We start from the raw sequence: 24,073 nt of genomic DNA on the forward strand, positions 1-24,073 counted from the left end.
TGCTAACCACACGCGCACAATCAATTGCGAACTTACCCAGAATTTCCTTGTCTTCGGGGAATTCTTGTGTTACCTTATGGTGTGTATAAGATTTCGCATATATTCTTCGCAACTCCTTGATGTTTATAAAGCGCAACCCTCTCCCCCTCCTCCTCATTTTGCTGGTTTCCGGTCCAGCCTGCACATTCGCAGGCATGTCGGGAACGTATGTGGTGGGCTCTGCGGGCGACTATCAGAACCTGCGGGAGGTTCTCGACACCCTAAACATCGAGGGCATGGCTGGCGACGTTTATCTCAAGGTAACGGGATCGATTCAGATTGGTCCTTTTGAGATTGGAAATATTCCCGGACAGGCAGAAAATTCGCTATTTATTGCGCCCTCCAACATACCGGCCCTGACATTGGTGACGACGGACACGACACAGCCAATCCTGTCCTTCACCAATGCCGCAAATGTCTATTTGACCGGCGCGATGCTAACCTCCCCTGCTGTTTCCCAACCTGCCATCCGGTTTGCGAACGGTTCACACGACATTACCGTGAAAGCTGGCACATTCAAGGGCCGCGGAACGGGGCGCATCATTGAGATCAACGGTTCGGGCTGCGAGAACATTGTCTTTGAAGAATGTGACCTTCGCCGCGGCGGAGAAGCTGTTCGGATCGTTAGCCCGGGCCCGTCTGCTCGCGGGAATTCTTTGGTGCACTGCGTGATAGACAGCGTTTCACAGGGAATCTACTTGAGCCGTCAGACGAATTGCAGCATCGAGTATTGCACAATTTCACCCAATGCGGGTGCAGCCGCAACGTGTACGGCGGTGTCAATCGCAACACAGGCCGAAACGGATAGCGTTTTTCTGGACGGCAATACCATCAGCGGCGTCGCTGCCGGCAGCGGATATGCGGTAGCAATCCGGCACAATCCCCTCAATTCGACGTCCTATTTGCGTGCAGCGAACAACTTCATCTACGGATTTCTGAATACAGGTTCATCTCAAGTTCGCGCGATCTATCTTTCCGGCGGTGAAAACCGAATCGTCAACAACAGCATCTTGGTCAACGACGTCAATGCAACAGGAACTACCTACGCTGTTTACAACGCTCTTTTGACGCCCGAGTCGGGACTTTCTCTTCAGAACAACATTCTTGTCAATCTCGAATCAACTCGTCCGGCGTACAACATTTTCAATTTAACGGCGGCAGCGGCGCTTGAATCGAACAACAATTTGTTCTACGGAACGGGAGCTGCATACAAACTGGGCTGGCTAATCGAACCGTTCGTGACTTTGGGGGCATGGAAATCAGGCACGAGCCTCGACGGGGCAAGCAAAGAAGGTGATCCACAGTTTGTGTCAACGACCGATCTCCATTTGCAAGAGACTACTGAGCTTGCTCATCAAAACGGCGCAGTCGCACTGGACGTGCCAAAAGACCACGATGGTCAAATCCGTTTTCAACCGCCGGACATCGGTGCCGACGAATATACCTTTTCGGCACCCCCCCAAGACGCTGCTATCCTAAGTGTGATCGGAATGCCGCGGACTTTCCCGGAATATTCGCTGCTCCGGCTTGAGGTTTTCGTACAGAACAGAGGGTCGTCGCCGCTTGTGGACTTGCCGCTTCGTCTTTCGTATGACGACACTGCAAGAGCCGAAGTGATCGTCAATCTCCAGCCGTCCGCTTCGGACACCGCACTTTTGATTTGGAGCACTGGAGCAAGTCATTCAAATGCGGCGCTTTCCGTTGAAGCTGTTCTTGCGGCAGACGCGAACCCGCTTGACAACGGACGCACGTTTGAGCTGGCCGTCACTGGGCATCCGCTTGCAGGAGTTTATCGAGTCGGAGGATTCAACGCGGACTTTCAAAGTCTTTCGGAGGCCGGCGACGCTCTAAAAATGCAGGGAGTGGCGGATCCAGTAACTATTTACATTGCAGAAGGTTTCTACAGCGAACCTCTATTGCTCGATTCTATTTCCGGGCTCGGACCGAATGCGACATTATCTATCCGTCCGGCGCCGGAGGCTGAAGGAATCGTAATGTTCGCACCCTCCGACGAGCAATACTCGGTTATGCTGCGAGACGTCTCTTACGTCACGATAGAAGGGATCGTCGTTCAAGGTACAGAGAATTCACAGGACGTTGTTATTCTGAGCAACGGCTCGCACAACAACGTGATTCGAAATTGCAGTGTGACCGGAGCATCGATTCAACAATCCGGTTCATCGGCAATCTGCGTCTCACCCGGCTGCAATGGAAACCGCTTCGAAAATCTTCAGGTCGCGTCTGCGTATAACGGTTTTCGGCTTGACGGAGAAAGCTCTACGGGTGACACAGGCAACGAGATACGGGGATGCACGATTCAAGACGTTCGCACGGGAATTCACGCTCTGTGGCAAGTCGATTTGCTGATCGAAACCTGTGAGATTTCCGCCGGATTCGAGGATGCCCCTTCGCCTTGTTACGGGATCAGAATCGGCTCGCTTCGTTCGGGCGACACCGTGCGTGTCTATGACAATGCGATTGCCCATTGCCTGTCGACGGGCAACCTCACCGGATTGTCATGCGAATCCGGCAGTGGGACTGTGCAAGCCGTTAACAATCGAATCAGTCAGTTTGAGCCGCGCACCGGAGGTATTTTGAATGCCGTATCGGTCGCAAGCGGGCTGGCAGAACTGTATTTCAACACGATCAGCATTGGCAATCTCGATTGCCAGCAGGTCACGGGGATCAGCATATCGGGGCACCAGACGGCGGTCTCGATGCTGAACAACATCGTCAGCGTCGAGGAGCCTGACGCCGTTTCCAGATTCATCGAGTGGACGGACGGCGAAATCGAATCTAACAACAACCTGTACGACGCGCCGGGAAGCAATACGCAATTCCGTTTCGCGCATTCTTCTTTGGACGGAGAATACGCCTCACTTTCTTCTTGGACGGAAACCACGGGACAGGACAGTTTCAGCGTGTCCACGGCGGCGGGATTCATTTCGGAAAGTAATCTTCACATTCGACCCGACGCATTCGGTCCGTCGAACAACGGTATACCACTACCGGGGTTTGCGACGGACATGGACGGTGAAACACGCGGAACTCCGCCGGACATCGGAGCGGATGAATATGAATACAACGGCGCCATCACGGATATTGCCGTAACTTCTATCGAGCTGCCCGTTGTTCCGCTCTCCGCCGCGACAAGTTACAACCTGCTTACAGTGCTTCATAACGTGGGGCAGAATGATCTTGTCGGGGTTCCGGTCAGACTGTGTTACAATCTTGTGCCGGTGGATTCCCAGACGGTTTCCATCGCGGCAGGTCAATCGCATGACGTATACTGGAACTGGACGGCGCCCGACGTCAATTTGTCTTACGGCTCTCTTCGTGTAGAAGTGAGCGCTCCCGGGGACGCCGTTCCTGAAAACAACCAGCTTGAGCAAGCTGTCGTCGTGGCTGGCGCGCCGCTTGGTGGTTCGCTCAGGGTGGCTTCAGAAGGCGCGGATTTCGCGTCCTTGACAATGCTGGCCGAGCACCTTAAGTGGCGCGGCATCAATTCGCAAACGTCGGTGTTTCTTTCCGAGGGGAATTACACGGAACCGCTCGTACTTTCCAACATCCCCGGCGCGGACAGCCTGCACCAGCTTGTCATCATGCCGGAGCCCGGGGCCGCGGTAACGATATCTGCTGAGAACGCGAACGCAGTCATAGAACTCTTGAACACGGATTACACGGAACTGCGCGACTTGACGGTTGTTTGCGGCGAAAATTCTCAAGTGGGATTGTGCTTGGACGCGTTCTCCTGTCACAATGTCGTGGAGAACTGCACGATAATCGGCCCGGGAACGAGCTTTATCAATTCCGTCGGCGTGCAGGTGGAAGGCGCGGAGTGTCACGGGAATTTAATTGAAAACTCCCGGATTTCCGGCTGTTATGTGGGTGTTCTTTTGTCGGGCGACCCCGTTATGCTCTCGCAATCCAATGTTGTCATAGACAATGAAATCGACGACGTGTACTACGGAGTATGGGTGGATCATCAACGGAGCGCTCTGGTTGCCCACAATGACATTCGACCGGGAACATTGAACGGACCAGCTGGAGCGTGCTACGGAGTGTACGTGCTGCAGCTCGGAACGGGCGGCAGCGTGCGCATTGACGGAAACGAGATTCACGATTTCATCGACACGATGGGGCCGCGCACGAATCGCGCCGCGGGAGTATATTCCGCGCCGGGAATTTCGTCGTCTGTGGAAATCGTGAACAACTTCATCTACGGTTTTTCGGGGCTCACGACACTGCGGACGCGCGCGATTTATTTGTCGAGCGGTTCGCACCTTGTGGCCAACAACAGCATCAGACTGGACGATGCTCCGGCCGACAACGAAACGGCGGGAATTTACGTGTCCACGGGAACGCAGCACGAGATCTACAACAACTGCGTAATGGATTATGAGAACGACGTCGCGTCATATGCTCTCGACATTGAGTCAGCGGCAAACGTCGTATCAGATTACAATTGCTACTGGGGAAATTCGAGTAGTTTCCGTGTGGCCGGAGTTGGATCGCAGGATTTTGTCGACTTAGCAAGCTGGGTGGCGACGGGACAGGACGGCCGTAGTTTGGAAGAACATGCACGATACAATTCATCGAGCGATCTGCATATTCGACTAACGGACTCGACGATGTATGAACGGGGACTTCCGCTGCCGCAAGTTCTTTACGATTTCGACGGAGATTTGCGCTCGGATCCGCCGTGCATCGGCGCGGACGAATATGCATACCTTGCGGTACTTGACGCGCCGTCTAATTTGATCATATATTCTACAGACGGACTTTCCGTGACACTACAGTGGCAACCGGTTTTCGCGGCGACGAGCTACAGAATATTCGCCGGCGAATCGATCACCGAACTACAGAATGCTCCGGTGGAATTCGGTCAGACAAGTGCAACTTCGTGGACGTGGGACGAGTCCTCATCACCGGATAACTTCCGGTTTTTCAGGGTGACAGCGGAATAGCTTGCCTCACTGACAGGGTTGGAAGCCGCCTCTTCAGGCGGCTTTTTTCGTAAATTCGCCTCGTAACGGCTCCGGAAACCGACGTGCCGGACTTGCCGTATCGAAGGGGAATTCTTATCTTGTCAGGGAATTACCAAGAGGATTGATATGAGTTCAGAATCAGCGACCGCTCCTTTCTCCAAACGCCTCTGCGACTGTCTGCAGGCTTCGCCGCGCACGCCGGTGGTTACTCGCGACGAAGCCGAAGAAAAACACTTTATGGACCGGGTTCGCGCCGGAGTTTACGGCTTTGGAACGGACATAGAAACTCCGTACGGCCGCAAACCGCTCCGGTATTTTGATTTCATCGCTTCAGGCAGGTTTCACCGGGACGTGGAAGAAGAAATCTCGGAGCGTGTGCTGCCGTTTATGGCGAATACGCACACAGAGAGTTCTTTTACCGGCCGTCATATGACAAGGCTGTTCGAAAACGCGTTTCAGAGAATCGCTGGGTACATGAACGCCAACGAAGACGACGTGGTGATTCCCGTGGGGTCGGGATCGACGGGGACGATTAACCGTTTGATTCACGTCTTGGGCATGCGGCTTCCGGACCAACTCGAAGAGAAGTACAATTTGAGCCGGCACATTCCCGCCGAAGAGCGACCGGTTGTGTTTCGCTCGATGATGGAGCATCATTCGAACGACATTTGCTGGCGCGAGACGATTGCGGAAAATGTTTACGTAGAACTAAACGAGCACGGCTGTATTTGTCCGATTGATTTGGCGGAGAAGATGCAGCCCTACAAGCACCGCAAAGTCAAGTACGGCACGTTCAGTGCGGCGTCGAATGTGACGGGAATATTGAACGATTGTCACGCTCTGGCGAGAGTGTTGCACGAGAACGGAGCGCGCGCATTTTTCGATTTTGCCGCCGCGGGTCCGTACGTGGATATCGACATGCACCCGGCAGATGATCCACTGGGATATTTCGACGCGGTGTTTCTCTCCGTTCACAAATTCTTAGGAGGGCCGCGCACGCCGGGGATTTTGGTAGCGAACAAGAATCTATTTACGAACCGGGTGCCGGTGGAGCCGGGCGGCGGGACGGTGCTCTATACGTCGCCGTGGGATCATCGTTATCTTGCTTCGATTGCACACCGTGAAACGGGCGGAACTCCGCCGATTGTGCAGAGCATACAGGCTGGATTGGCGTTCGACTTGAAGGCCGCGCTCGGCGGAAAACGTATTGAGAGAATCGAACATGATTACATGGAACGCGCGCTGCGCGAGTGGCTCGCGAATGATCACATTTTGATTTTGGGATTGACGGACGCGAAACGACTCGGGGTGTTCTCGGTAATTTTCAAAGATCTGCACCACAATCTTGCGTCGGCGTTGTTTAACGATCTCTTCGGCATTCAGGTGCGCGGCGGGTGCATGTGTGCGGGACCGTATGGACACTTGCTTTTGCATATCGAGCAAAGCCACTCGGCGGAAATTCGCGACCGATTGAATCTCGGGCATATTGGAGATAAGCCCGGCTGGGTTAGAATTAGCTTTTCGCCGACTGTCAGCGAAGACGAATTTCAGGCATTGCTGGAAGCCGTGGACTACATCAGCAAGCACGGGAAGCAGTACGAGTCGAAATACAAGCTGGTGGATGATACGGGCGAATGGGAATGCGAGGGGTGCGGAGTTGTGGTTGGATAGCGGAAAGTCCCAAATCGAAAATCCCAAATACCAATGGGCGGAGTTTGAAATAGCGAATAGAAAATAGGAAAGGCGGAGGGGTACCCGCCTTTGAATAGGTCCTTACAGAGGATGACAGAAAGTGGGGCCCGCAGCGGGTGCCGCCGCGATGGAAAGAGAGTGACTGCGGCGGGTTTTGCGAATTTGGTTTTTTCGGATTCCGGCGGGGAACCGCTACGCTAAATCCCCGCTCGGCGAGCAGGGATTCAACTGAGTTTGTCAGAAGCCCCCCTTAATCCCCCCAAAACCACTACGTGGATTTTGGGGGAAATCAGAATACAATTCTGTGACACTCGTGGATTAATTCTTGAGTATACTTAAGCATAAAACGGACTATTAAATCCAAATTTAAGAGTGATCTTTGGGTAAGATCATGGATATTGTCGAATTAGCAAAAACTGTCAAGAAGCCTCTGCCGGGAACGGCTAAGGGGAAGATGTACAAGGGGTTTTGGACTCCGAGGCACATTACGCAGCTTGGGTTTGCGGCGCTGAATGTTTGGCTGGGGTTTCTGTTTTGGGGGTTCGTACGCGCGCTGGATGTCGGCGGTGACGGGCCGCTTCCGCCCCGGCCTGCCGGAGTTGAGGGCTGGCTGCCGATTTCGGGATTGATGGGAGTGATCAATTGGATTTCGGAGGGCACGATCAATCGCGTACATCCTGCTTCGGCCATTCTGCTGCTGAGTTTCATCGCGATAGCATTTTTGGCACGGAAAGCATTTTGCTCGTGGGTTTGTCCGATTGGAACGATCAGCGAGGGACTGGCAATGCTCGGGCGAAAGCTGTTTGGGAAGACCTTTCTCTTGCCGCGCGGAGTCGATTACTCTCTGATGAGCCTGAAGTACATTACACTCGGACTTTTTCTGTTCGCGTTTTTTGTGATGGGCACGGCGGGGATCGCGAAGTTCATGACCAGTCCGTACAATCAGCTCGCGGACGTGAAGATGCTTTTATTCTTCACGGAAATCGGGACAATCGGATTGATCGTGATCGGAGTGTTGTTTATAGGGAGTGTGTTCGTCGAAGGGTTTTGGTGCCGGTATATGTGTCCCTACGGCGCGATGCTGGGACTCGTGTCGTGGGCTTCGCCGCTAAAAATTCGGCGGAATATTGAGACGTGTATCGACTGTGACCGCTGCACGAAGGCATGTCCGTCGCGTCTGCCTGTGGCAACGAAGCCCCGGATCATTTCGCCGGAATGCACGGGATGTCTAAAGTGTGAATCGGCGTGCCCGATCAAAGATTGCATTACACTCGCTCCGACACCGAGAACAAACGTAAACGGGCGGCAGCTTGCGCTGACGGTGATCGGCATTTGGCTGGCATTTGTACTGACAGCAAAGATTACGGGGGCATGGAACTCGTCCCTTTCGGATGCGGACTACCGTTATCATTATGAGCAGCGGGACAATCCGCAGTACGGACATCCGGGAATGGATTAGACGTCAAGACTGAATTTTGGAAAACGAACAGGCTCCCCGAAGGGAGCCTGTTTTGTCTGGACTAACCTAAGAGGAACGCTTAATAGCTATCGGTTGTCAGACGAACTTTGCCGCGGAAAACACGGTAGATAAAGATGGTATATGCAATCACAAACGGCATACCACCGAGCGCGATATAGAGCATGATCTTCAAAGTGAGCGGCGTTGACGATGCATTGTAGATGGTAAGACTCAGCGAGGGATCGTTGCTCGCGGGAAGCATATTCGGGAATAGACTTAGCGCAGCGAGCGCGAAAGCCGAAGCGATGAAGCCTGAGGAAGATACGAACGCGGACACCAATTTGTCGGTTTTCACGAAAGCGTAAACAAGCACGGCGCAGAGCAAGAGCAAAACGGCGAACAGCCACGTCAGCGGATTCGCGGTCGCGCGATTCACCAAGCCGGGAACGGCATTTACCGCAATGATCGTGGTCACCGCGAAAAGGGCGACAGACGCGGTCCAAAATCCGGGAATTCTCGCGCGAGTTCTTTCGTGCAATTCACCTTCGGATTTCATGGCGAGCCAAATGCCGCCGTGAGCGGTGAACAAAACCAGCGTGAGAATTCCGACCAACACCGAAAACGGATTAAGCAGCCCGAAGAATGTTCCCGCATAGTGTCCCGTTGAATCAAGCGGAACACCACGCAAGACGTTGCCGAGCGCGGTTCCCAGCAATATCGGCGGCAAGAGACTTCCGATCCCGAAACCTCGATCCCAGAACTTTCGCCAGGCCGGGCTGTCGACTTTGCTTCTGAATTCAATCGAGACAGCGCGGAAGATCAATGCAAACAGGAGCAGAATCAACGCAAGGTAGAAACCGCTGAAGACCGCGGCATAAACGGGCGGAAAGGCGGCGAAGAGCGCGCCGCCGCCGGTGATTAGCCAGACTTCGTTGCCGTCCCAGACGGGGCCGATGGAATTCATGTGAATGCGGCGCTCAGTATCAGTCTTCGCGAAGAAATGCAAGACGCCCACACCAAAATCGAAGCCGTCAAGAATCGCATATCCAATTAGCAAGACCGCGACCAGAACAAACCAAATCGTGTTCAGATCAAGCATGATTCACCTCCTTGGCCTGCACAGGATCGGGACCGGCTTCCATCTTATGTTTCAAGAGATAGATGTAGACTGCGCCGAGAAACAGATACAAGAGAGAGAATGCCACGAGAGAAAACAGTACTTCGCCGGAACCGACGTTGGGCGAAAAGGCATCGTGCGTGCGCATGACGTGATACACGATCCACGGCTGTCGTCCGACTTCTGCGGCCATCCAACCCAGTTGACAGGCGGCCAACGGCAGAGGCATCGACCATAACAGCACGCGCAATATTTTTCTGCTTTCAAACAGCTTCTTTCTGATCAGCATAAACACGGACAGTGCCATGATGAACACGAAGAACATGCCAAGCAGCACCATATTGTGATAGGACACGAAGGTGAGAAACAGCGGCGGAATATTCTCGCGGGGGAATTCGTTGATGCCGCGAATTGTTGCATTGACGTCACCGAAAGCGAGCCAACTCAGCAGTCCGGGGATTTGAAGTTTAGCCACAAGATCCGGCGGGTGATCAATGGGTACAGCGAAGAGCATGATCGGCGCACCCGTCTCTGACGAATATATGCCGTTCATCGCGGCGAATTTCTCTGGTTGAGTCTCGGCGACCTGTTGACCATGCTCGTGTCCGATGGGGAAAATTTCCATACCCGCCACGATTAGGCCAAAGATCACCGCGATGCGCAGGGATTTCTTGGCCATGTGCGAGCTTTGGTTTCGCAACAGCCAAAATGCCGAGATTCCCGCTACCCAAAACGCGCCGGTGATCAACGAGGCATCGACAGTGTGGAAAAATCGAATCCACGTTGAGGGGTTAAAGACAGCATCGTAGAAACTGGTTAGCTCTGCGCGTTGCGTGGTCTCATTGAAAATGAAACCGGCCGGAGTTTGCTGCCAAGAATTTGCAACAATAATCCAGAATGCGGACAAAGTGGAACCGACCGCGACCATCAAAATTGAAAACCAGTGCAGTCCTTTGCTGACACGGTCTCTGCCGAAAAGATAGAGTCCCAAAAAACCGGACTCAAGAAAGAAGGCTATCACTCCTTCTGCGGCCAGCGGCGCGCCGAAAATATCTCCGACGACTTTTGAATAGCGCGACCAATTTGTTCCGAATTGGAACTCCATGACGATACCCGTCGCGACACCGACGGCGAAAGTCAGAGCAAGTACTTTGCCGAAGAACTTGCCCAGTTTTACATAGTCGAGATCATTTTTTCTCCAGCCGAGCCCTTCAAGGATTACGAGCATCCATGCGAGGCCGATTGAAACGGGTGGGAAGAGAAAGTGAAATCCGATGGTGACCGCGAATTGAATCCGCGATAATAGTTCAACATCCATCAATGTTAGTGCTCTTTGTGAACGAAGATGCAACGCCAGCGGTATTCGCGATTGCAACAATTGAAATTATTCAAATTCCCAAGGAGAGTCAAATTCCGATGTGGGAATGTATGGCGAGCCCTTGTCCGACTTGTGTATATTGATAAACGCAGACTTTATGTTCGTGATCGGCGTGGTTGACTAGTCAAAAGTGCAGTGTTTCGGGACTTCGAATCTTCAGTCCGAAACAACTGAGGAGGCTATCACAATTCTGCCGTCCGCCTTTCGGTCAAGCGGCCGCCCATTAGCTTGACTTACACCGAGTAAAACCTTATATTTGCGGTTCCCTTGGCGCGTTCGTCTAGGGGTCTAGGACGCTGGCCTCTCACGCCGGTAACACGGGTTCGAATCCCGTACGCGCTACTAAATAACAACGGGTTAGCCAATGCGGCTGACCCGTCTTTTTTGTGCTGGGTCAAAATAGGGTCAAGGTTGGGTCAAGGTTTTGGCTGTTTGTCGCAAGTTAGCCGGTAACATGCGAGAATGTGTCCCAGAGCTTGGGGCAAAAGAAATGCGGGCACACAATCGTGATACCCGCATTCAGTCAACTTGCTCATCACCCGGTGGGCCAGTAAGCCGCAATGTCCCAACGGCTACCCTTGCGTGAGCTGGATCAAGAGCAAGGTAGTGCTTTTCAGTCACCGTCACACTGCTATGGCCCAAAAGACGTGAAACGGTGTAGATATCAACGCCCTGTTCGATAAGGTGGGAAGCGAATGTTGCTCGCAAAGAGTGCACACTGATCCCCGATGGCAACCCGGCCTGTTCGCGGATTCGTTTAAACGCCATAGAAATCTGATTGGGATTGAACTTCGTGAACAGTAGACCAAGGTGTTTTCCGGGCCACTCCTGCAGCATCTTGGACAGGTCGTTATTGATCGGAATTGTCCTTCTCTTCCCCATCTTCCCAATCACAACCAACTGGCAACGCGTAAGGTCAATGTTTTCCCAGCGCATCTCAAGTACTTCATTCCTGCGGCAACCTGTGTTCAAACAGAACTCGATGAATCGGCGGTAATCTCCAGTGGCCGTTGCCAGCAATGTCTTGATCTGCTCTCGGGACAACCACTTTGGAGGCTCTTTGTCTATCTGACGCAGAAGCTTGAACCCTCTTGTTGGCAGACCTGTCCAGCCTTGTTCGGCAGCTTGATGAATTGCTGAATTCAACATGCGGATTTCGATATTCACAGTAGACTTGGAAACGGCTTTTAAACGTTGCGCTTTGTACTTTTCCAAGACCTCTACCGACAAATCAACGAGAGGAATGTCGCCAATGCCTTCTAACAGGCGTTGAAAAGCGGTAGACTCACGTTCTGAAGTCTTCGGGCTCTTGTTGTGCTTCGAGTATTCAGCGGCATGTGCAAAAAGGTCAGACAGAATGCGGCTGCTTGACTTCTCGGTAAGACCTTCATTCCCGCTTTTGTCAAGATCTACCTTCTGAAAGCCCTCCAACGGGCGAAACGGGAGTTTGTCTAATCGCCCTGCGGCAAGCAGGTCGCAGAAGTCGCGGTAGATTCGCTCGGCCGTACGTCGGTCCGTCTCCCCTATCGTGTACACTCTTGACTTTCCGTTCACTTGATAGCGGATGTCCCATGTTGTCCGCTTTCCGCTCCGACTTCGTTTCCTTAATGATGGCACAGGTCTCACCTCCTTTCGTGCCGGTTGGATGAAGAAGCCCCCGAGTTACCTCAGGGGCTTCTCTTTCTTATGCCGTTTTCCCCGATTTTGGTGGATTCGGAGAATACCGTTTCCGATGTCGGTCAACGAACTCGTCCAGCTGTTGCTGGGTAAAATAGACCGAATTGCCTGCAAATCGGACGCACTCGATCTTCCCGGCCTTCACGTAACGATGCAATGTAGTCGTGCTGATGCCGAGTATTGCAGCAGCTTCGGGGGATTTTAGCAAAACAGGTGAAACAGACTGCATGATCTTGTACCCGCCACTCAGGGCCTATGGACAAAGAAACGGGTAATCGAAGTGACTTTTCCCGCCTGCCGATATGAACCGTTTCAGTTCGGTGTGTGGATCACGGCCCATCAAGACTGCTCTCGCCATGACCAGCCACTGAGTACGAATTTGCGCCAGTACCTTCGTCCACACAAATACTTCGTTTTCGAACACATCCCCAACGATTTCCCCGTAAACAGACGGGGCCAAATTGGGTAGCACAAGTGGACTCAGTGCCGGTGGCTCGACACTGCCGAACGCAATGTTCCATTGATTTAGAAGTCGCATTCCAACAAGACCTCCAAGCTTTTGAATTTCATCAGGCTCGGGATTCGTCGAAAATGCAAGGTCTATGAACAAGCCGTCAAGAATCCACGCTTGTTGGACGGGACAATTCGAGTCCACCAGAAAGTCGAACTCTGGTGTCGCAAAGGTATTGAGATAGATTGTCGGCGTGGGAGAAACTAAATTGCTCAATGATGTGATCTGATGACCGGAATTCAGTATGGATACCATGCCGTTACAGATTTGTTCTTCACGTGGGTCCTCGGGCAATGGAAACGGTGCGCCAATGAAAAAAAATGTGATAAATGCGTTCATTTCGGATGGCAATTCATTCTCGAAAAGTTCTTCGTACCTTTTGGTAGATACATTTAGGGGATTAACCTCGTTGTTTTGCATAACTTCCTTTCTCATACTTTGAGTTTGGGTTTTAGACTCGAAATTCATCTGATTCGGGCCTTGTTCTTTGTGTGATGAGTAATTGATGCCTCACGACAAGCAGGAATTGAATTTTGTGCAACGTCGCTTTGTCAAAGTATCAATTTGACAAAGTATCAGATTGCTTAGTCGTGCCTTTGACCATTTCCGAAACTCGGAAATACCCGTGGCGCGTCTGCACCGCAATATCCTCCAAGTCCCGGCGAACCGTGCGTTCGCCAATACCTGCGTCATGTTCGGCAATGACAACTTTGTGAATTTCCGTGGCGGTTGTTTCAAGGCCCGCGAACCGTTCAACGATGAACTCCCGACGTTTTCGTATTCGCTCCTGTTTCGCACTGCCCCAAGACGTGGGCACCTTGAAGTCTTCAAGCGTTCGCAGGAACTTCATTTTGGAATCGATGAACCTGAAGGCTTCGTCGACATCGGATTCCGTGGCTATATCCCGGCCATTGGCTCGGGTGACCGCGAATGTTAGCTTCTGAACAGAATTGGCTAATCGTGTTTGGAAGTCGCCAAGAATATTGAGTTCAGCCAACTTGTCACGATTCAATTCAAGGAGTTCTTCTTGTTTTTGCCGAATGTAGTCCTTCGCTAGAGCGTCAGGAATTGTTACTTCGGAATGCTTGTCTCGCAGATACGCTACTAGCACTCTCAGTTCCCGAATTCGGGGGTCTATGTTAGTCTCGCCTGCGAACGCTGAAGTCTTCAACTCTCCGGAATGCATTGCAAGGGCGATTTCTATCTGGCGCTCGGTGTCTCGCGGAATTTCGGCAATGAAATCAAATCTAGACAGTACGTTCATGGTAATTCCGAGGTCGCCCAACAGATTTGCACTGGGCGAGGCTTCCGGTACCGATGATGGCGAAACCTGAGACAGACGATTCAGGTCCAAATGCAATGAGGTCAAGGCAAGATGGGTCTTCTTTGCTGCGCTTGAATCAATAACACGTCCATCTTCCATCACCAAGGAGAAAACGCCCATCAGGTCTTCTTTTCGGCGTGCATGATGAAAGTCCTGGATAATAGTCGTTCCGCGATGCGCCTGGGGTATCAACCCAGGAGTTGATGTCCACGATCCGTCGCGCTTGGTCGCCGTACCAGAGAGTCCCGCTACAGTGACTTTGCCCGAATGAGCTTCGGTGACAACTGGATTAAGAATACGAATTGCCTCGGTTATCAGCTTCTTTCCGACGGCGGGAGGACCGATAACAAGCGAGTGGATTTTCAGCGACAGAGACCGTTTTGTGTCGTACCCGTCCGAAAGAGCCTGATAGATGGCAAGATCCAGACACACGTCAAGCACAGGTGATTTGTCGAGACCTTTTATCCCGATAATATCGATAACGTTCTTCTTGATGTAGTCAAAGATACCATTGTCAACACCAACCAACGTTGCTACGAGTTGGTCTGCCTTATCCGTTTCAACCGCATTCGCGCGGACGATCTGGAGCGGTTGATCAGCTTGCTCGATACTGGCCAGGAAGAAACTGTAGTCGGGCGCGTCAGCTTTCTCACGCCTGGGTTTTGCCGGGACAATCGTCCCGCAGAAGTCGAGCATTTGGCCAGACCTGGAGACGTCCAATACCCGCCGGAGAAGAGGCTCGGAAACAATCGGTGCTACCGTCATAGTGTCCCCGAATTCGTCTGCGATGACCATCGACAGCGTGTCTACACCTCCTGATATCTCGTAGCAAGGTTTCACATCAGATACTTCTGAGAGTGTGCACCGAACCTTTGCCGGTTTTCCTATCGTGGAGTGCCGGCGCATGTCCGCAAGGTGCGAATAGTCCACTGTCTTCCAGTCGGCAGTCAGCACCGTTTCAACCTTCTTGATGATCGTCGAGACAAACTGCGAAGACGATGTACTGTCTGAATCTACGGCCTTGGTGCTGTCGCGCTCCTGTTGATTTTCTGCTGCCGAAGAACTCCCATCGCCAATGTTCTTGGCCGACACGATAAGTCCATTCCTTTTCATCCAATCGTGGAGTTTCTTGAGAGCTATTTGCAAAAGGCTCGTTTCACTTTTCGGCATTTGTCCCTCCTAAATCGGACTTCTTTGATAACTCGGCAAATTCAGCAGGAGTCAACACAATTTGACCGCGTTTCAGTTTCAGTTTCCTTATCGGTTTTGCATTGAGACAAGCCTCGCTCAATGCCATGTACGTAAGCCAAGTGGCCTCGCATTCGACATGCAGAATGAAAGCCTTTCTGTCGTGCCGCCGCTTGCGCCGACGAATTCGGCGTTTCTCTGCCACAGTGGCCGCATTTGCAAGAAGCAAAGCTTCTCGTTTGCTGGCGTCATAATGGTGCTTGAAGCGTTTGTCGAGCTCCTGAAGCCTGAGGCCTTCGCGGACATGAAGATCCAGAAAAGGTTTAAGTGAAGGATCCTTCGTAACCTTGTCGTTCAATTTGTCGGCGCGTTGAATGATCTTCTGGGTAACGGCTTCGTCATCAAAGAGAACGTTCCCGTTATGTTCTTCAGCTAGATTCATTAGGCGGGCACGGGCGACGATAGAGGCTTCAATCGGGCCCCAAGTGTCGACGTTAGAGAGTTTCATGCCCATAAGTGTAGGCATTTATACTCCTTTCTTGGGACATTGTCCCAGTTGTTTTGTTCTTTGAGAAATAGTATGCCGCCAATTTTGGCGGACGGCGCGCCCAATTGCGTCCCAAATTTGAATCGTTCCGCAACCTTTTGAAACGGAATATTACTTTGAATTAGTGACGACCCTTGTCGTCGCGAATTAAAACAAGCAATAAACCCCTAACGGGTGAATTCGAGACCACCGTGGCCACGGTTGAAACAAGACAATTGCCCAGACGCGCAATTTGTACCGTACAATTCCTATAAGAGCATATCACATGCCATAACAAAAAAAGCCCACAACGTATGAGCTTTTTTTAATTTAACCGAATTGTTTTTGGAGCTGAATCACGGTAAGCGTGAAACCATCCGTGAATCGGTCACGGTATTCGGAATGGATAGATTCCTGAATTCCGCAGGGTTGATTCCGAGCGACTTGATTTTATCCCGTAACGTCGAGTCAGAAATCCTTAGAGTCCGGCTCGCTTCTGCAACATTGCCCCTTGCCAAGGCGAGATGTTGGCGGATTACTTCGCGTTGCGTTTCATCAAGCGTCCTCAGCCCAGTAATATGTTGAGAAGTATCAGTCGGTTCTTGAAAACTCGTCCATTGCGGAAGCTTCTTGGACACGAGTTCAGGCGTGATCGGAACATTGTTGTGCAACGCCGTTCTCGCAACAACTACGGCCACATTTTCAAGGTCGCGGTAGTTTCCGACCCAGTTGTGGTTGATGAGGACTGCTTCAATCTCGCGTTCATTTTCCCATATAATGGATTTCCCCGCCGAGATATAGTCGACGTGCCTTTGAAACGCGGGCCAAACAGTTTCGGGCGCTTCAGAAATCGATGGCAACCCGACTATCCACCGCGACAGTCGCATAAAGAGATCGAGCCTGAACATGCCTTTCGCAACTTCATGTTGAAGATCGCGGTTAGTTGCCACAATCAGACGACCTCTGAACGGAATTCTCGACGTACTTCCCACTCTTCGTATACTGCGTTCCTGCAGAACACGAAGTAAGCTTGCCTGACAATCGGAGGTTGCCTCGCCTATTTCGTCAAGGAATAGTGTCCCGTGATCGATCGCTTCAAACAGTCCTGGACGATCCGAGTATGCTCCGGTGAATGATCCTTTGGCGTAGCCAAACAATTCACTAACTTGAAGTGAATCCTGAAATTCCTTGACGCTTACGCCGAGGAAAGTTGCATCGGGCCTCGATTGGTCGTGGATGAGTCGGGCGATACCCTCTTTTCCGCTTCCAGTCGGACCGGTAATTAGAATGACATCGTCAGAGTCGAAGCCGGGACGCGCAAACTCGATGGCATCTCGGACTTTCGTCCCACGAACGAAGTCTGAATATTGAGCACGGGGTTCTCCGTCTTTGGCTTCGACGGGAATTGTCCGTTTTAATTGAGATTTAGTTCCATGACGCACGGGCGTCACGGAAACACCTGACGCGATCTAAAGTCATTCATGATGACCTCCTTGTAGGTTGGTTAAAGATAAATGTGGCTTCATAGTCCACATGCAATCAGTTTGCCAAACCCGATTGTCAAAGTGATTTGAAGCGACGTGTAATGAGCCTGAGTTTCAGACAAAAAAAAAGAGAAAAGACTCCTAGCGCATCAAGCACTTATTGGATTTCTTTTCTCTAGGACACCGCGAGTGCAGTGTCTAACTAACTTGCAAAATATAGGGCGTGGACGAAGTGGTGCCAGCGCCGAGCGTGGCGGATTTCGTCCTATGTCAACGCGCCAAAGATACAACTACGAATCAACAAAATCAACTCCAAAGTAAGCCGTTACTCCAAATTGACATTGTCAAATTGTCAACAATTTGTGGGATAAGAAGTTAGAGGCTGATTAGACCAGTTAATTTGTCACTAACACCCACTAACAAAATACGGAGTATCTCGTGAAAGTCAAAGTCCTCTGCCTTGGCCGCTCAGCCAAAGAAATCAACGTCCAGGAAGGAACTACGGTCGAACAGGCCATTGCCGAGGCCGGTTTCCCCAAGGACAGCTCGTACACCCGGCATCTAAACGGCAGTCCGTGTTTCGACACGGATGTCGTGGTCGATGGTGCCGTACTAACACTGGTCCCGCAGGTCAAAGGGGGCATCTAGGAGGATGCTTCAGACTACCTGTCCTACGTAGTCTAAGTATTAAGAGAGGGCTGTGATCCAAGTGGTCATGGCCCTTTTTCCTCCGGAGTAACGCTTATGATTGAACAACAGATTCGAACGCTGTGCGACTTCTACGCACAGAAGTGGCACACGCCAATTACGCTGATGACAAAAGAGGCCGACTTATCGGCTTGGCATGAAGTCGGGATTGCTGTGCATGTCAATGCCGACAAGGATTCGCAATTATGCAAGGACATGTTCGGCGATCCGCTTGTGATGGAATCCATCCTCGTCGGCAAGGTATCGCCAACGTGGTTAGTCTTGTACGGTGCGCCACGTTTGGATGTCACTTCGAATATTCTCGACACGCATCTTCCGCGTATGTGTCGTGCATTTCGAAACAGCCAACGCAAGGCGTTGGTAGAAACGACGTTATCAGTTGCTGCCGAACGCAAGCAGGAACTTGCACGAACGCTGCGTGATGACAAATACGAACTCGAACGACTTTGCATGCAGGTCATGACATTGTCCCGCAAGATTGAAGGCGACAACGAGATTCTGAAGCTGTTTAGCAGAGCACCAGAACTAATCAAGGCCAAGGCAACACGGACGTTTGTCGAGATGATGAAGCTGGTTCCGAGTTGCTATGAGTCCATCAAGGTAGATGGTTCATCAGTTCTTGCGACAACGTATCCTGTTGTCTTGGAACATGACGGCAGTCGATATGACTTTGAACCGTATGTCGTGGAAGTCAGGCTTGATACTGGCAAGGTGGTGATCAGTGGCGGAACAGAGATGAACGGCTACATTCATCCACATGTGACGGATGATCCGAGTAACATCTGTTGGGGCAACATTGGCCATCTCGTGCCACGTCTCGCTGGTGAACTCGATTTGCATGGACTGCTTCAGCTTGTTCACCAGTTCCTTCATAGCTACAACAGCAGTGATCCGTTCCAGAAAATCGAGAAGTGGGATCCGAACTGGGTTGAAGATGAAGACGACGAGCCCTATTGCAGTTGGTGTGACGACTATGGCCATGATATTTCAGACTGCGAGTCATGCTGGTGGTGCCCACATTGCAACCAATATGACGTTCACGACGAAGACGATTGCCCGAACCGTCCACAAGAAGACAACGAAGAGGAGGATGTCGATGCACTTGCAGAAGACACAGCGACAGCCGGTTGATGCTGGAATCAAGATTCAAGTGGAAGCAACTGCGATTCAGAAACTGTGGCTCTGGACAGACATGGCAAAGGGTGAAGTCAGTTGTCTTGGGCTGGTCGATGAAGTCGTGAACGCGGATACGAAGCGCATAACGGCGTTGGTCGTAACGGACTTCTTTCTGGTTAAGCAGAATTGTTCATACGACGAAACTGACATGGACATTGCAGACGTTGCGAAGCTTATCACAGAACTCGAATCTAAAGGCATTGACTCGCGTAAGCTTCGATGCTGGGCACACTCGCATGGCAGCATGTCAGTGTTCTGGTCTGGTCAGGATGAAACGTGGATTTCTGGGCTCGCCAACGGTGAATGGCTTCTCAGCCTGGTTGTGAACAAGAAACGGGATGCCATTATGCGCCTGGACCAGTACCACCCGAGTCACATTTATCTTGCCGATGTCGTATGGGAGACGAAGTTTCCACCGGTGGATGGTCTTGCAGAAGCATGCTATTCGGAGTTCAAAGCTAAAGTGCAGGAGGTCGCCTTTGTTCCAAGGAATCGAGACTATGGACCTGCAAGTCTGCGGGACGCTAAGGAGCGAGGTGCTTTGACTATGGACGAGTTGAACGACGAACTCGATTGGTTGGGATTGGACCGTGATGAACTTGAACCCTTCTAGGAGACAACATGAACGATATTCGATTTCTAAGGCAGCAAGATGTTGTCGATTCCGAGAAACTTGCCGACTTGCAGGTCACGTTGATCGGTCTCGGAGCCATTGGCAGCGTCACGGGATTGTATCTTGCCAAGATGGGCGTTTGCAATCTAACTTGCTACGATGCCGATGTTGTGGATATTCACAATGTCAGCAATCAGGCTTATGGGATGTCTGATGTTGGACTTCTGAAGGCGGATGCGTTTTCTGTTCTTGTCGAGAATCAGACCGGAGTACTGCCAAACACGATCTGCATGCAATACGATGGTCGGCAGCAATCTGGCATAGTCATCAGCGCAGTGGATTCCATGAAGTCACGCGAGACGATTTGGAAAGCAATTCGTGATCAAGCAGGTGTTCAACTGTACATTGACGCTCGCATGGGACTTGAAACACTCATCGTTCACACAGTTCGCCCGCAGATTCGAGAAGATCGAGTTAGATACTCGCAAATGATTGTCCCCGACGATCAAGCCTTTCAAGAACCTTGCACAGCACGGACGATTTGCTACACGCCGTTAATGGCAGCTTCCGTCGTGTGCAATCTTGTTAGGCGGTTTGTGAATCATGAAAAGGTTCCGAGTCAGGTGACTTTGGATCTGGCGACATACACCTTGATTGCCTGAATGGGAATCCCGAGTATTGTGTCCGAAAGACAGGGTTTCACCTGTCTTTTTACGTCGGGCAAAGTTAACATTTATAGCTTATTACGCAAGCTCCGAACTTCATGTTGCAATTTCACATCGTAACGCATAAATTTGTGACTAACGCACGTTATGCGCGCGAAAACGAGGTCAAAATCGGTTTCGTTTTACAAACGGCGGCACCGCACGAAACTCGCAGCTTCGCGGACAAAGTCCGCAAATACAAAAACCGCGTTGCCAATAGTGCGCAATTTCTGTCACACGCACACTTGTTCAATCTAACTCAGAGCTAATCAAAAGGCTATTGACACATATGAAACGGAACATTAACTTGCACACAGGTCTTGGAAAACTGACGGAACATCTTAGGACGGAGGCCTTGATCATGACGCGAATTCTATCTGCATTCAAAATCTTGAAGCGGGTGGGGTTCGCGGTTTTGGTGTTGGGCGTATTTTCAAACACCTTTGCCCAGCTTCAGGTTTTGTGGCAGCGGGAAGGAATAGACGATAGCAGTAGGTACGGCATGCATGTATTTGCCTTGGGTGACCAAAACAACGATGGTTTTGCAGACTGGGGTGTGAGCGGACCTTCGGGTTGGCCTTTTTATTCAGATGCGGATCCTGCTACGGGGCGTGTGGAGTTGTTCCGTGGCGGAAATCCACCGGCCCAAGAGCCGTACAGAACATTTGAGACTATCCAAGATTCGATCTACGCCATTTTGGGCGCAAAGGCTCTCGGGGATCTGGATGGCGACGGTAAAGTCGATTTCGTAGTCACATTCACCAATACAGATCACTCACCTTACGTAAGACGTAACGCAATCTATTTTGGAGGTGGGGATCCTGCAAGGGCGCCGGACGTAATCATGGATCGGCCCCTTTCTTCCTCAGGACGCAGCTTAGATGGCATTGGCGATTTTAACGGGGATGGATTTGATGACTTGCTAGACAGGTCTTTTTCCGAATCCACTACGCATTATGTGTATTTCGGTTCTTCGGAGTTTGACACGATTCCGGACTGGCAGGTGACAAATATGCCGGGAACTCAATCTGCGCTTCCTCTGGCTTGGGGCGACATCAATGGAGACAGTTACAACGATCTCTTGGTGACGTATAATCGACAAGGAGAACAATTTGGCATATATTGGGGATCAGAATCCCCGGATACGATCCCTGAAGTGTGGAATCAGTTTTTCAGTGATCCCGCTATTGTTCCCAGCTTGAATGCCGACGATGCGGATGAGATCATCTCTGGGTTACCGGGGAGCTTGCCTATTTATCTTGGACGGGCGCACCCCTTTATAACACCTGATTACACGTTGAATGTACCTGATGGCGTTTACTTCTGGAGGAAGGTCGGGATCGGAGACTTCAATGATGACGGGTATCAAGATTTCTTGGGACTGACAGATGCCAGCAATAATGCGTGGTGGGGGCAGTTTTGTCTGTACCTAGGATATTCTTGGCTAAATCCAAATCCAGTTGTGACGATTCGGGGTCGTCAACAGCCTTACAATCTGATTGGACCGATTAGTGCCGCGGGGTTAGGCGACGTGAACGGAGACGGTGTAGATGATTTTATCGTAGGGGCAACTCATGCCGATTTTGACGGGATGCGGGGCAAAGCGATGGTGTTTGCAGGGGACCCAAGCTATCACGTCTCAGTCAATCCGAATATATCGTTAATACCGGACGAAATTAGCATTGATATTTTTCCGAATCCGTTTAACTCCGTAGCACAAGTTCGCATTGATGTTCCGTTTCATGTGACAGAGCTTACTCTTACGTTCTATGATATTTTGGGGCGGCAAGTCGAGCAGGCACGGGTCGAGGCTTTTGGCGGTAAGGCACGCTATCAATTCGGAACAACGCCGCAAACGACCACGCTCCCGAGTGGTTTTTATGTTGTATTCGCTCAAGCGCAACAGCTTACCGCTGTCAGGAAAATTCTTATGCTGAAGTAGAAAGGGAAACAATGAAGAGCGCAATAGTTGCAGGAATATTGCTTGTGTGCCTTTGCAGGGCAGAAGCATTTGATGTCTCGGCGTACTATGACGGTGTCTCTGTTGGCAGATCGGCAAAGATGAACTATATCTGCCTTGGTGCGTGCTGTAACAACGATTGCGGAATATTCAATGACTGCACCCATGATCAGTGGGTGACTGCGATTGCTAACAACGATGAAGTGCTTCAGTGGTGGCGAGAGATGGGGGTAACAATCCTTGAAGTCAACTACGATACGGGCGACTACCCTTTTGCCGCAAGCTCCGGCATGCGGATCATGAACGAACAATATCCCTCGCAGACGTTCAAGTATCTCGAAGGGCGAGTCAAGCGGGTGGACTTTGGGGATAACAACACAGAATTCGACGACCCTACACAATGGGGTGCGAATGTCACGGAAGTGAACAGAGAAGTAAGTGACAACTTCTTTCGGGATGTACTCAAAATTGGTAGCCCCGATTCAGTGAGTTCACCTGAAACGATGTTCGCCCCTGGTTGGTTCGGTGACCTCACGGGATGGACACGTCGAGACATTACCGGTGGCCCCGACCCCTTCACTGGCACGGGGCAGGATAATGTCATGCCTCTGCACTTCCGAGTCGTTGGAGACGTCGTGGAGAATACCAATGACACGACAAATCAAGTAGCTACTCTATATTGCTATATAGACCTTTCGGCTCTATGGGATCAAGGAAACTGTTGGTATGACGAGGGTGGACGGTATCTTCGATTACCTGCGATGAATCTATACAAGGACGACTTTGATGAACCTTTATTCAACCAGGTAGATTTCACTGTCGTACCTCAGAACACTGAGATTGTTGTTGTCGACGCGAACAGGGATCCCGTTGAATTGCCTTTTACCTGCGATACGACCGAGTTTGACAGCTACCCCACGGCTCTCGAATGGGGGCGCACTGCAAAAGCGGTTGAGTTTCAAATTGATTACACTGGACACCACGAGTTCCTGCTGTGGCAATTTGAGCTGTGGGATGAGGGGTTTCACAGGCTGTTTCGCGCGGGGGCCGATACTTTGCGACTTGCTGACAGCATTAAGGTCTGGTATCAGCGAGAATTGGATGCTGGATCCAGCTATGGACTTGCCGGATGGTATTACGATGAGTTTGGATACCCTGCGATAGAAAGTTGGGTTAAGACAAACTCTATCTTGCAGGAGGCTGGGCTTCCTACCATGTACCTTAATGGATGGGGCTTGCGAAAGATCGATCCGGACAGTAGTTGGCGCGTGAAAGTCAATAAGCAAATGGAAGCCTACAGCACAACTGTTCCGACAATGATGACAGAGACCTACGGCTTCTTTGGAGGTGACTCGACGGGCATGCCAAAGAATCCCGTGTCTGCGCCGATAGGGGGATTGTGGTCCAGATATGATAGCGACGAGCCATACCTTGACATCGACTCAACTTGGGTAGAGTCGGGATCGGGTCGGTACTACAACCGCTAAAATGGAACGACGTCGCTTCAGTTCTCGATAGACAATGTGCTT

The 24,073-nt window shown here is 51.2% G+C and carries 18 protein-coding genes and 1 tRNA gene; 11 read left to right on the plus strand and 8 right to left on the minus strand.

What is annotated here, in order from left to right:
* The first annotated feature begins 194 nt into the window (after positions 1–194).
* The 3 genes from H6507_07230 to H6507_07240 all read left to right on the plus strand — a co-directional run bounded on the left by H6507_07230 (position 195) and on the right by H6507_07240 (position 8,178).
* Complete coding sequence (locus H6507_07230) at positions 195–5,006, plus strand: right-handed parallel beta-helix repeat-containing protein (GenBank protein MCB9368879.1); 4,812 nt, start codon at positions 195–197, stop codon at positions 5,004–5,006.
* A gap of 147 nt (positions 5,007–5,153) precedes the next feature.
* Positions 5,154–6,698 (plus strand): aminotransferase class V-fold PLP-dependent enzyme, encoded by a 1,545-nt coding sequence (locus H6507_07235; protein MCB9368880.1) that lies wholly within the window; start codon positions 5,154–5,156, stop codon positions 6,696–6,698.
* Between the two features lie 400 nt (positions 6,699–7,098).
* Entirely contained in the window at positions 7,099–8,178 is a 1,080-nt protein-coding gene (locus tag H6507_07240) for a 4Fe-4S binding protein (GenBank protein MCB9368881.1), read from the plus strand.
* Between the two features lie 79 nt (positions 8,179–8,257).
* Here the strand turns inward: H6507_07240 and cydB are convergent, their stop codons facing one another.
* Both cydB and H6507_07250 read right to left on the minus strand, forming a co-directional pair.
* A complete protein-coding gene (cydB, locus tag H6507_07245) occupies positions 8,258–9,277 on the minus strand; it encodes a cytochrome d ubiquinol oxidase subunit II (GenBank protein MCB9368882.1) in 1,020 nt (339 codons plus the stop codon).
* A complete protein-coding gene (locus H6507_07250; GenBank protein MCB9368883.1) occupies positions 9,270–10,613 on the minus strand; it encodes a cytochrome ubiquinol oxidase subunit I in 1,344 nt (447 codons plus the stop codon). Before H6507_07250 ends, cydB begins: the two co-directional genes overlap by 8 nt.
* A 329-nt stretch (positions 10,614–10,942) precedes the next feature.
* Here H6507_07250 and H6507_07255 point away from each other — a divergent pair.
* A tRNA-Glu gene (locus H6507_07255) sits at positions 10,943–11,015 on the plus strand.
* A 177-nt stretch (positions 11,016–11,192) separates the two neighbouring features.
* Here the strand turns inward: H6507_07255 and H6507_07260 are convergent.
* The 6 genes from H6507_07260 to H6507_07285 form a co-directional block, all read right to left on the minus strand.
* Positions 11,193–12,104 carry a site-specific integrase gene (locus H6507_07260; protein ID MCB9368884.1) on the minus strand — a complete coding sequence of 304 codons (912 nt, stop codon included), beginning with the start codon at positions 12,102–12,104 and terminating at the stop codon, positions 11,193–11,195.
* Positions 12,105–12,357: 253 nt separating this feature from the next.
* On the minus strand, positions 12,358–12,579 hold the full coding sequence (locus H6507_07265; GenBank protein ID MCB9368885.1) for a helix-turn-helix domain-containing protein: 222 nt from the start codon (positions 12,577–12,579) through the stop codon (positions 12,358–12,360).
* Between the two features lie 24 nt (positions 12,580–12,603).
* On the minus strand, positions 12,604–13,116 hold the full coding sequence (locus tag H6507_07270) for a hypothetical protein (GenBank protein ID MCB9368886.1): 513 nt from the start codon (positions 13,114–13,116) through the stop codon (positions 12,604–12,606).
* 304 nt (positions 13,117–13,420) lie between these two features.
* A complete protein-coding gene (locus tag H6507_07275) occupies positions 13,421–15,355 on the minus strand; it encodes a hypothetical protein (GenBank protein MCB9368887.1) in 1,935 nt (644 codons plus the stop codon).
* The gene (locus H6507_07280) at positions 15,342–15,887 is read right to left on the minus strand and encodes a hypothetical protein (GenBank protein MCB9368888.1); all 546 of its coding nucleotides are present in this window, start codon (positions 15,885–15,887) and stop codon (positions 15,342–15,344) included. Before H6507_07280 ends, H6507_07275 begins: the two co-directional genes overlap by 14 nt.
* 368 nt (positions 15,888–16,255) lie before the next feature.
* A complete protein-coding gene (locus H6507_07285) occupies positions 16,256–17,350 on the minus strand; it encodes a sigma-54-dependent Fis family transcriptional regulator (protein ID MCB9368889.1) in 1,095 nt (364 codons plus the stop codon).
* 471 nt (positions 17,351–17,821) lie between these two features.
* Here H6507_07285 and H6507_07290 point away from each other — a divergent pair, with 471 nt between their 5' ends.
* From H6507_07290 to H6507_07320, 7 genes are all read left to right on the plus strand, one after another.
* Entirely contained in the window at positions 17,822–18,031 is a 210-nt protein-coding gene (locus H6507_07290; GenBank protein ID MCB9368890.1) for a hypothetical protein, read from the plus strand.
* A 96-nt stretch (positions 18,032–18,127) separates the two neighbouring features.
* On the plus strand, positions 18,128–19,222 hold the full coding sequence (locus H6507_07295) for a hypothetical protein (protein ID MCB9368891.1): 1,095 nt from the start codon (positions 18,128–18,130) through the stop codon (positions 19,220–19,222).
* Positions 19,188–19,880, plus strand: coding sequence for a hypothetical protein (locus H6507_07300; protein ID MCB9368892.1), 693 nt, complete (start codon positions 19,188–19,190; stop codon positions 19,878–19,880). The genes H6507_07295 and H6507_07300 overlap by 35 nt, the downstream gene beginning before the upstream one ends.
* 8 nt (positions 19,881–19,888) lie before the next feature.
* Positions 19,889–20,542 (plus strand): ThiF family adenylyltransferase, encoded by a 654-nt coding sequence (locus tag H6507_07305; GenBank protein MCB9368893.1) that lies wholly within the window; start codon positions 19,889–19,891, stop codon positions 20,540–20,542.
* 134 nt (positions 20,543–20,676) lie between these two features.
* Positions 20,677–20,853: a hypothetical protein gene (locus H6507_07310; GenBank protein MCB9368894.1), complete on the plus strand. Its 177-nt coding sequence runs from the start codon at positions 20,677–20,679 to the stop codon at positions 20,851–20,853.
* Positions 20,854–20,873: 20 nt separating this feature from the next.
* Positions 20,874–22,526, plus strand: a complete 1,653-nt coding sequence (locus tag H6507_07315) for an FG-GAP repeat protein (protein MCB9368895.1) — start codon at positions 20,874–20,876, stop codon at positions 22,524–22,526.
* Between the two features lie 119 nt (positions 22,527–22,645).
* A complete protein-coding gene (locus H6507_07320; protein MCB9368896.1) occupies positions 22,646–24,031 on the plus strand; it encodes a hypothetical protein in 1,386 nt (461 codons plus the stop codon).
* Positions 24,032–24,073: the final 42 nt, after the last annotated feature.

This window comes from Calditrichota bacterium (genome assembly GCA_020637445.1).
Classification (GTDB): domain Bacteria; phylum Electryoneota; class RPQS01; order RPQS01; family RPQS01; genus JABWCQ01.

What these genes read in the sequence shown, in the direction of transcription:
- H6507_07320 (MCB9368896.1), top strand. Translation starts at nt 22,646, where the DNA reads ATGAACTATATCTGCCTTGGTGCGTGCTGTAACAACGATTGCGGAATA.
- H6507_07270 (MCB9368886.1), bottom strand. Translation starts at nt 13,116, where the DNA reads ATGGTATCCATACTGAATTCCGGTCATCAGATCACATCATTGAGCAAT.
- H6507_07300 (MCB9368892.1), top strand. Translation starts at nt 19,188, where the DNA reads ATGCACTTGCAGAAGACACAGCGACAGCCGGTTGATGCTGGAATCAAG.
- H6507_07265 (MCB9368885.1), bottom strand. Translation starts at nt 12,579, where the DNA reads ATGCAGTCTGTTTCACCTGTTTTGCTAAAATCCCCCGAAGCTGCTGCA.
- H6507_07235 (MCB9368880.1), top strand. Translation starts at nt 5,154, where the DNA reads ATGAGTTCAGAATCAGCGACCGCTCCTTTCTCCAAACGCCTCTGCGAC.
- H6507_07275 (MCB9368887.1), bottom strand. Translation starts at nt 15,355, where the DNA reads ATGCCGAAAAGTGAAACGAGCCTTTTGCAAATAGCTCTCAAGAAACTC.
- H6507_07230 (MCB9368879.1), top strand. Translation starts at nt 195, where the DNA reads ATGTCGGGAACGTATGTGGTGGGCTCTGCGGGCGACTATCAGAACCTG.
- H6507_07295 (MCB9368891.1), top strand. Translation starts at nt 18,128, where the DNA reads ATGATTGAACAACAGATTCGAACGCTGTGCGACTTCTACGCACAGAAG.
- cydB (MCB9368882.1), bottom strand. Translation starts at nt 9,277, where the DNA reads ATGCTTGATCTGAACACGATTTGGTTTGTTCTGGTCGCGGTCTTGCTA.
- H6507_07315 (MCB9368895.1), top strand. Translation starts at nt 20,874, where the DNA reads ATGAAACGGAACATTAACTTGCACACAGGTCTTGGAAAACTGACGGAA.
- H6507_07250 (MCB9368883.1), bottom strand. Translation starts at nt 10,613, where the DNA reads ATGGATGTTGAACTATTATCGCGGATTCAATTCGCGGTCACCATCGGA.
- H6507_07280 (MCB9368888.1), bottom strand. Translation starts at nt 15,887, where the DNA reads ATGGGCATGAAACTCTCTAACGTCGACACTTGGGGCCCGATTGAAGCC.
- H6507_07305 (MCB9368893.1), top strand. Translation starts at nt 19,889, where the DNA reads ATGAACGATATTCGATTTCTAAGGCAGCAAGATGTTGTCGATTCCGAG.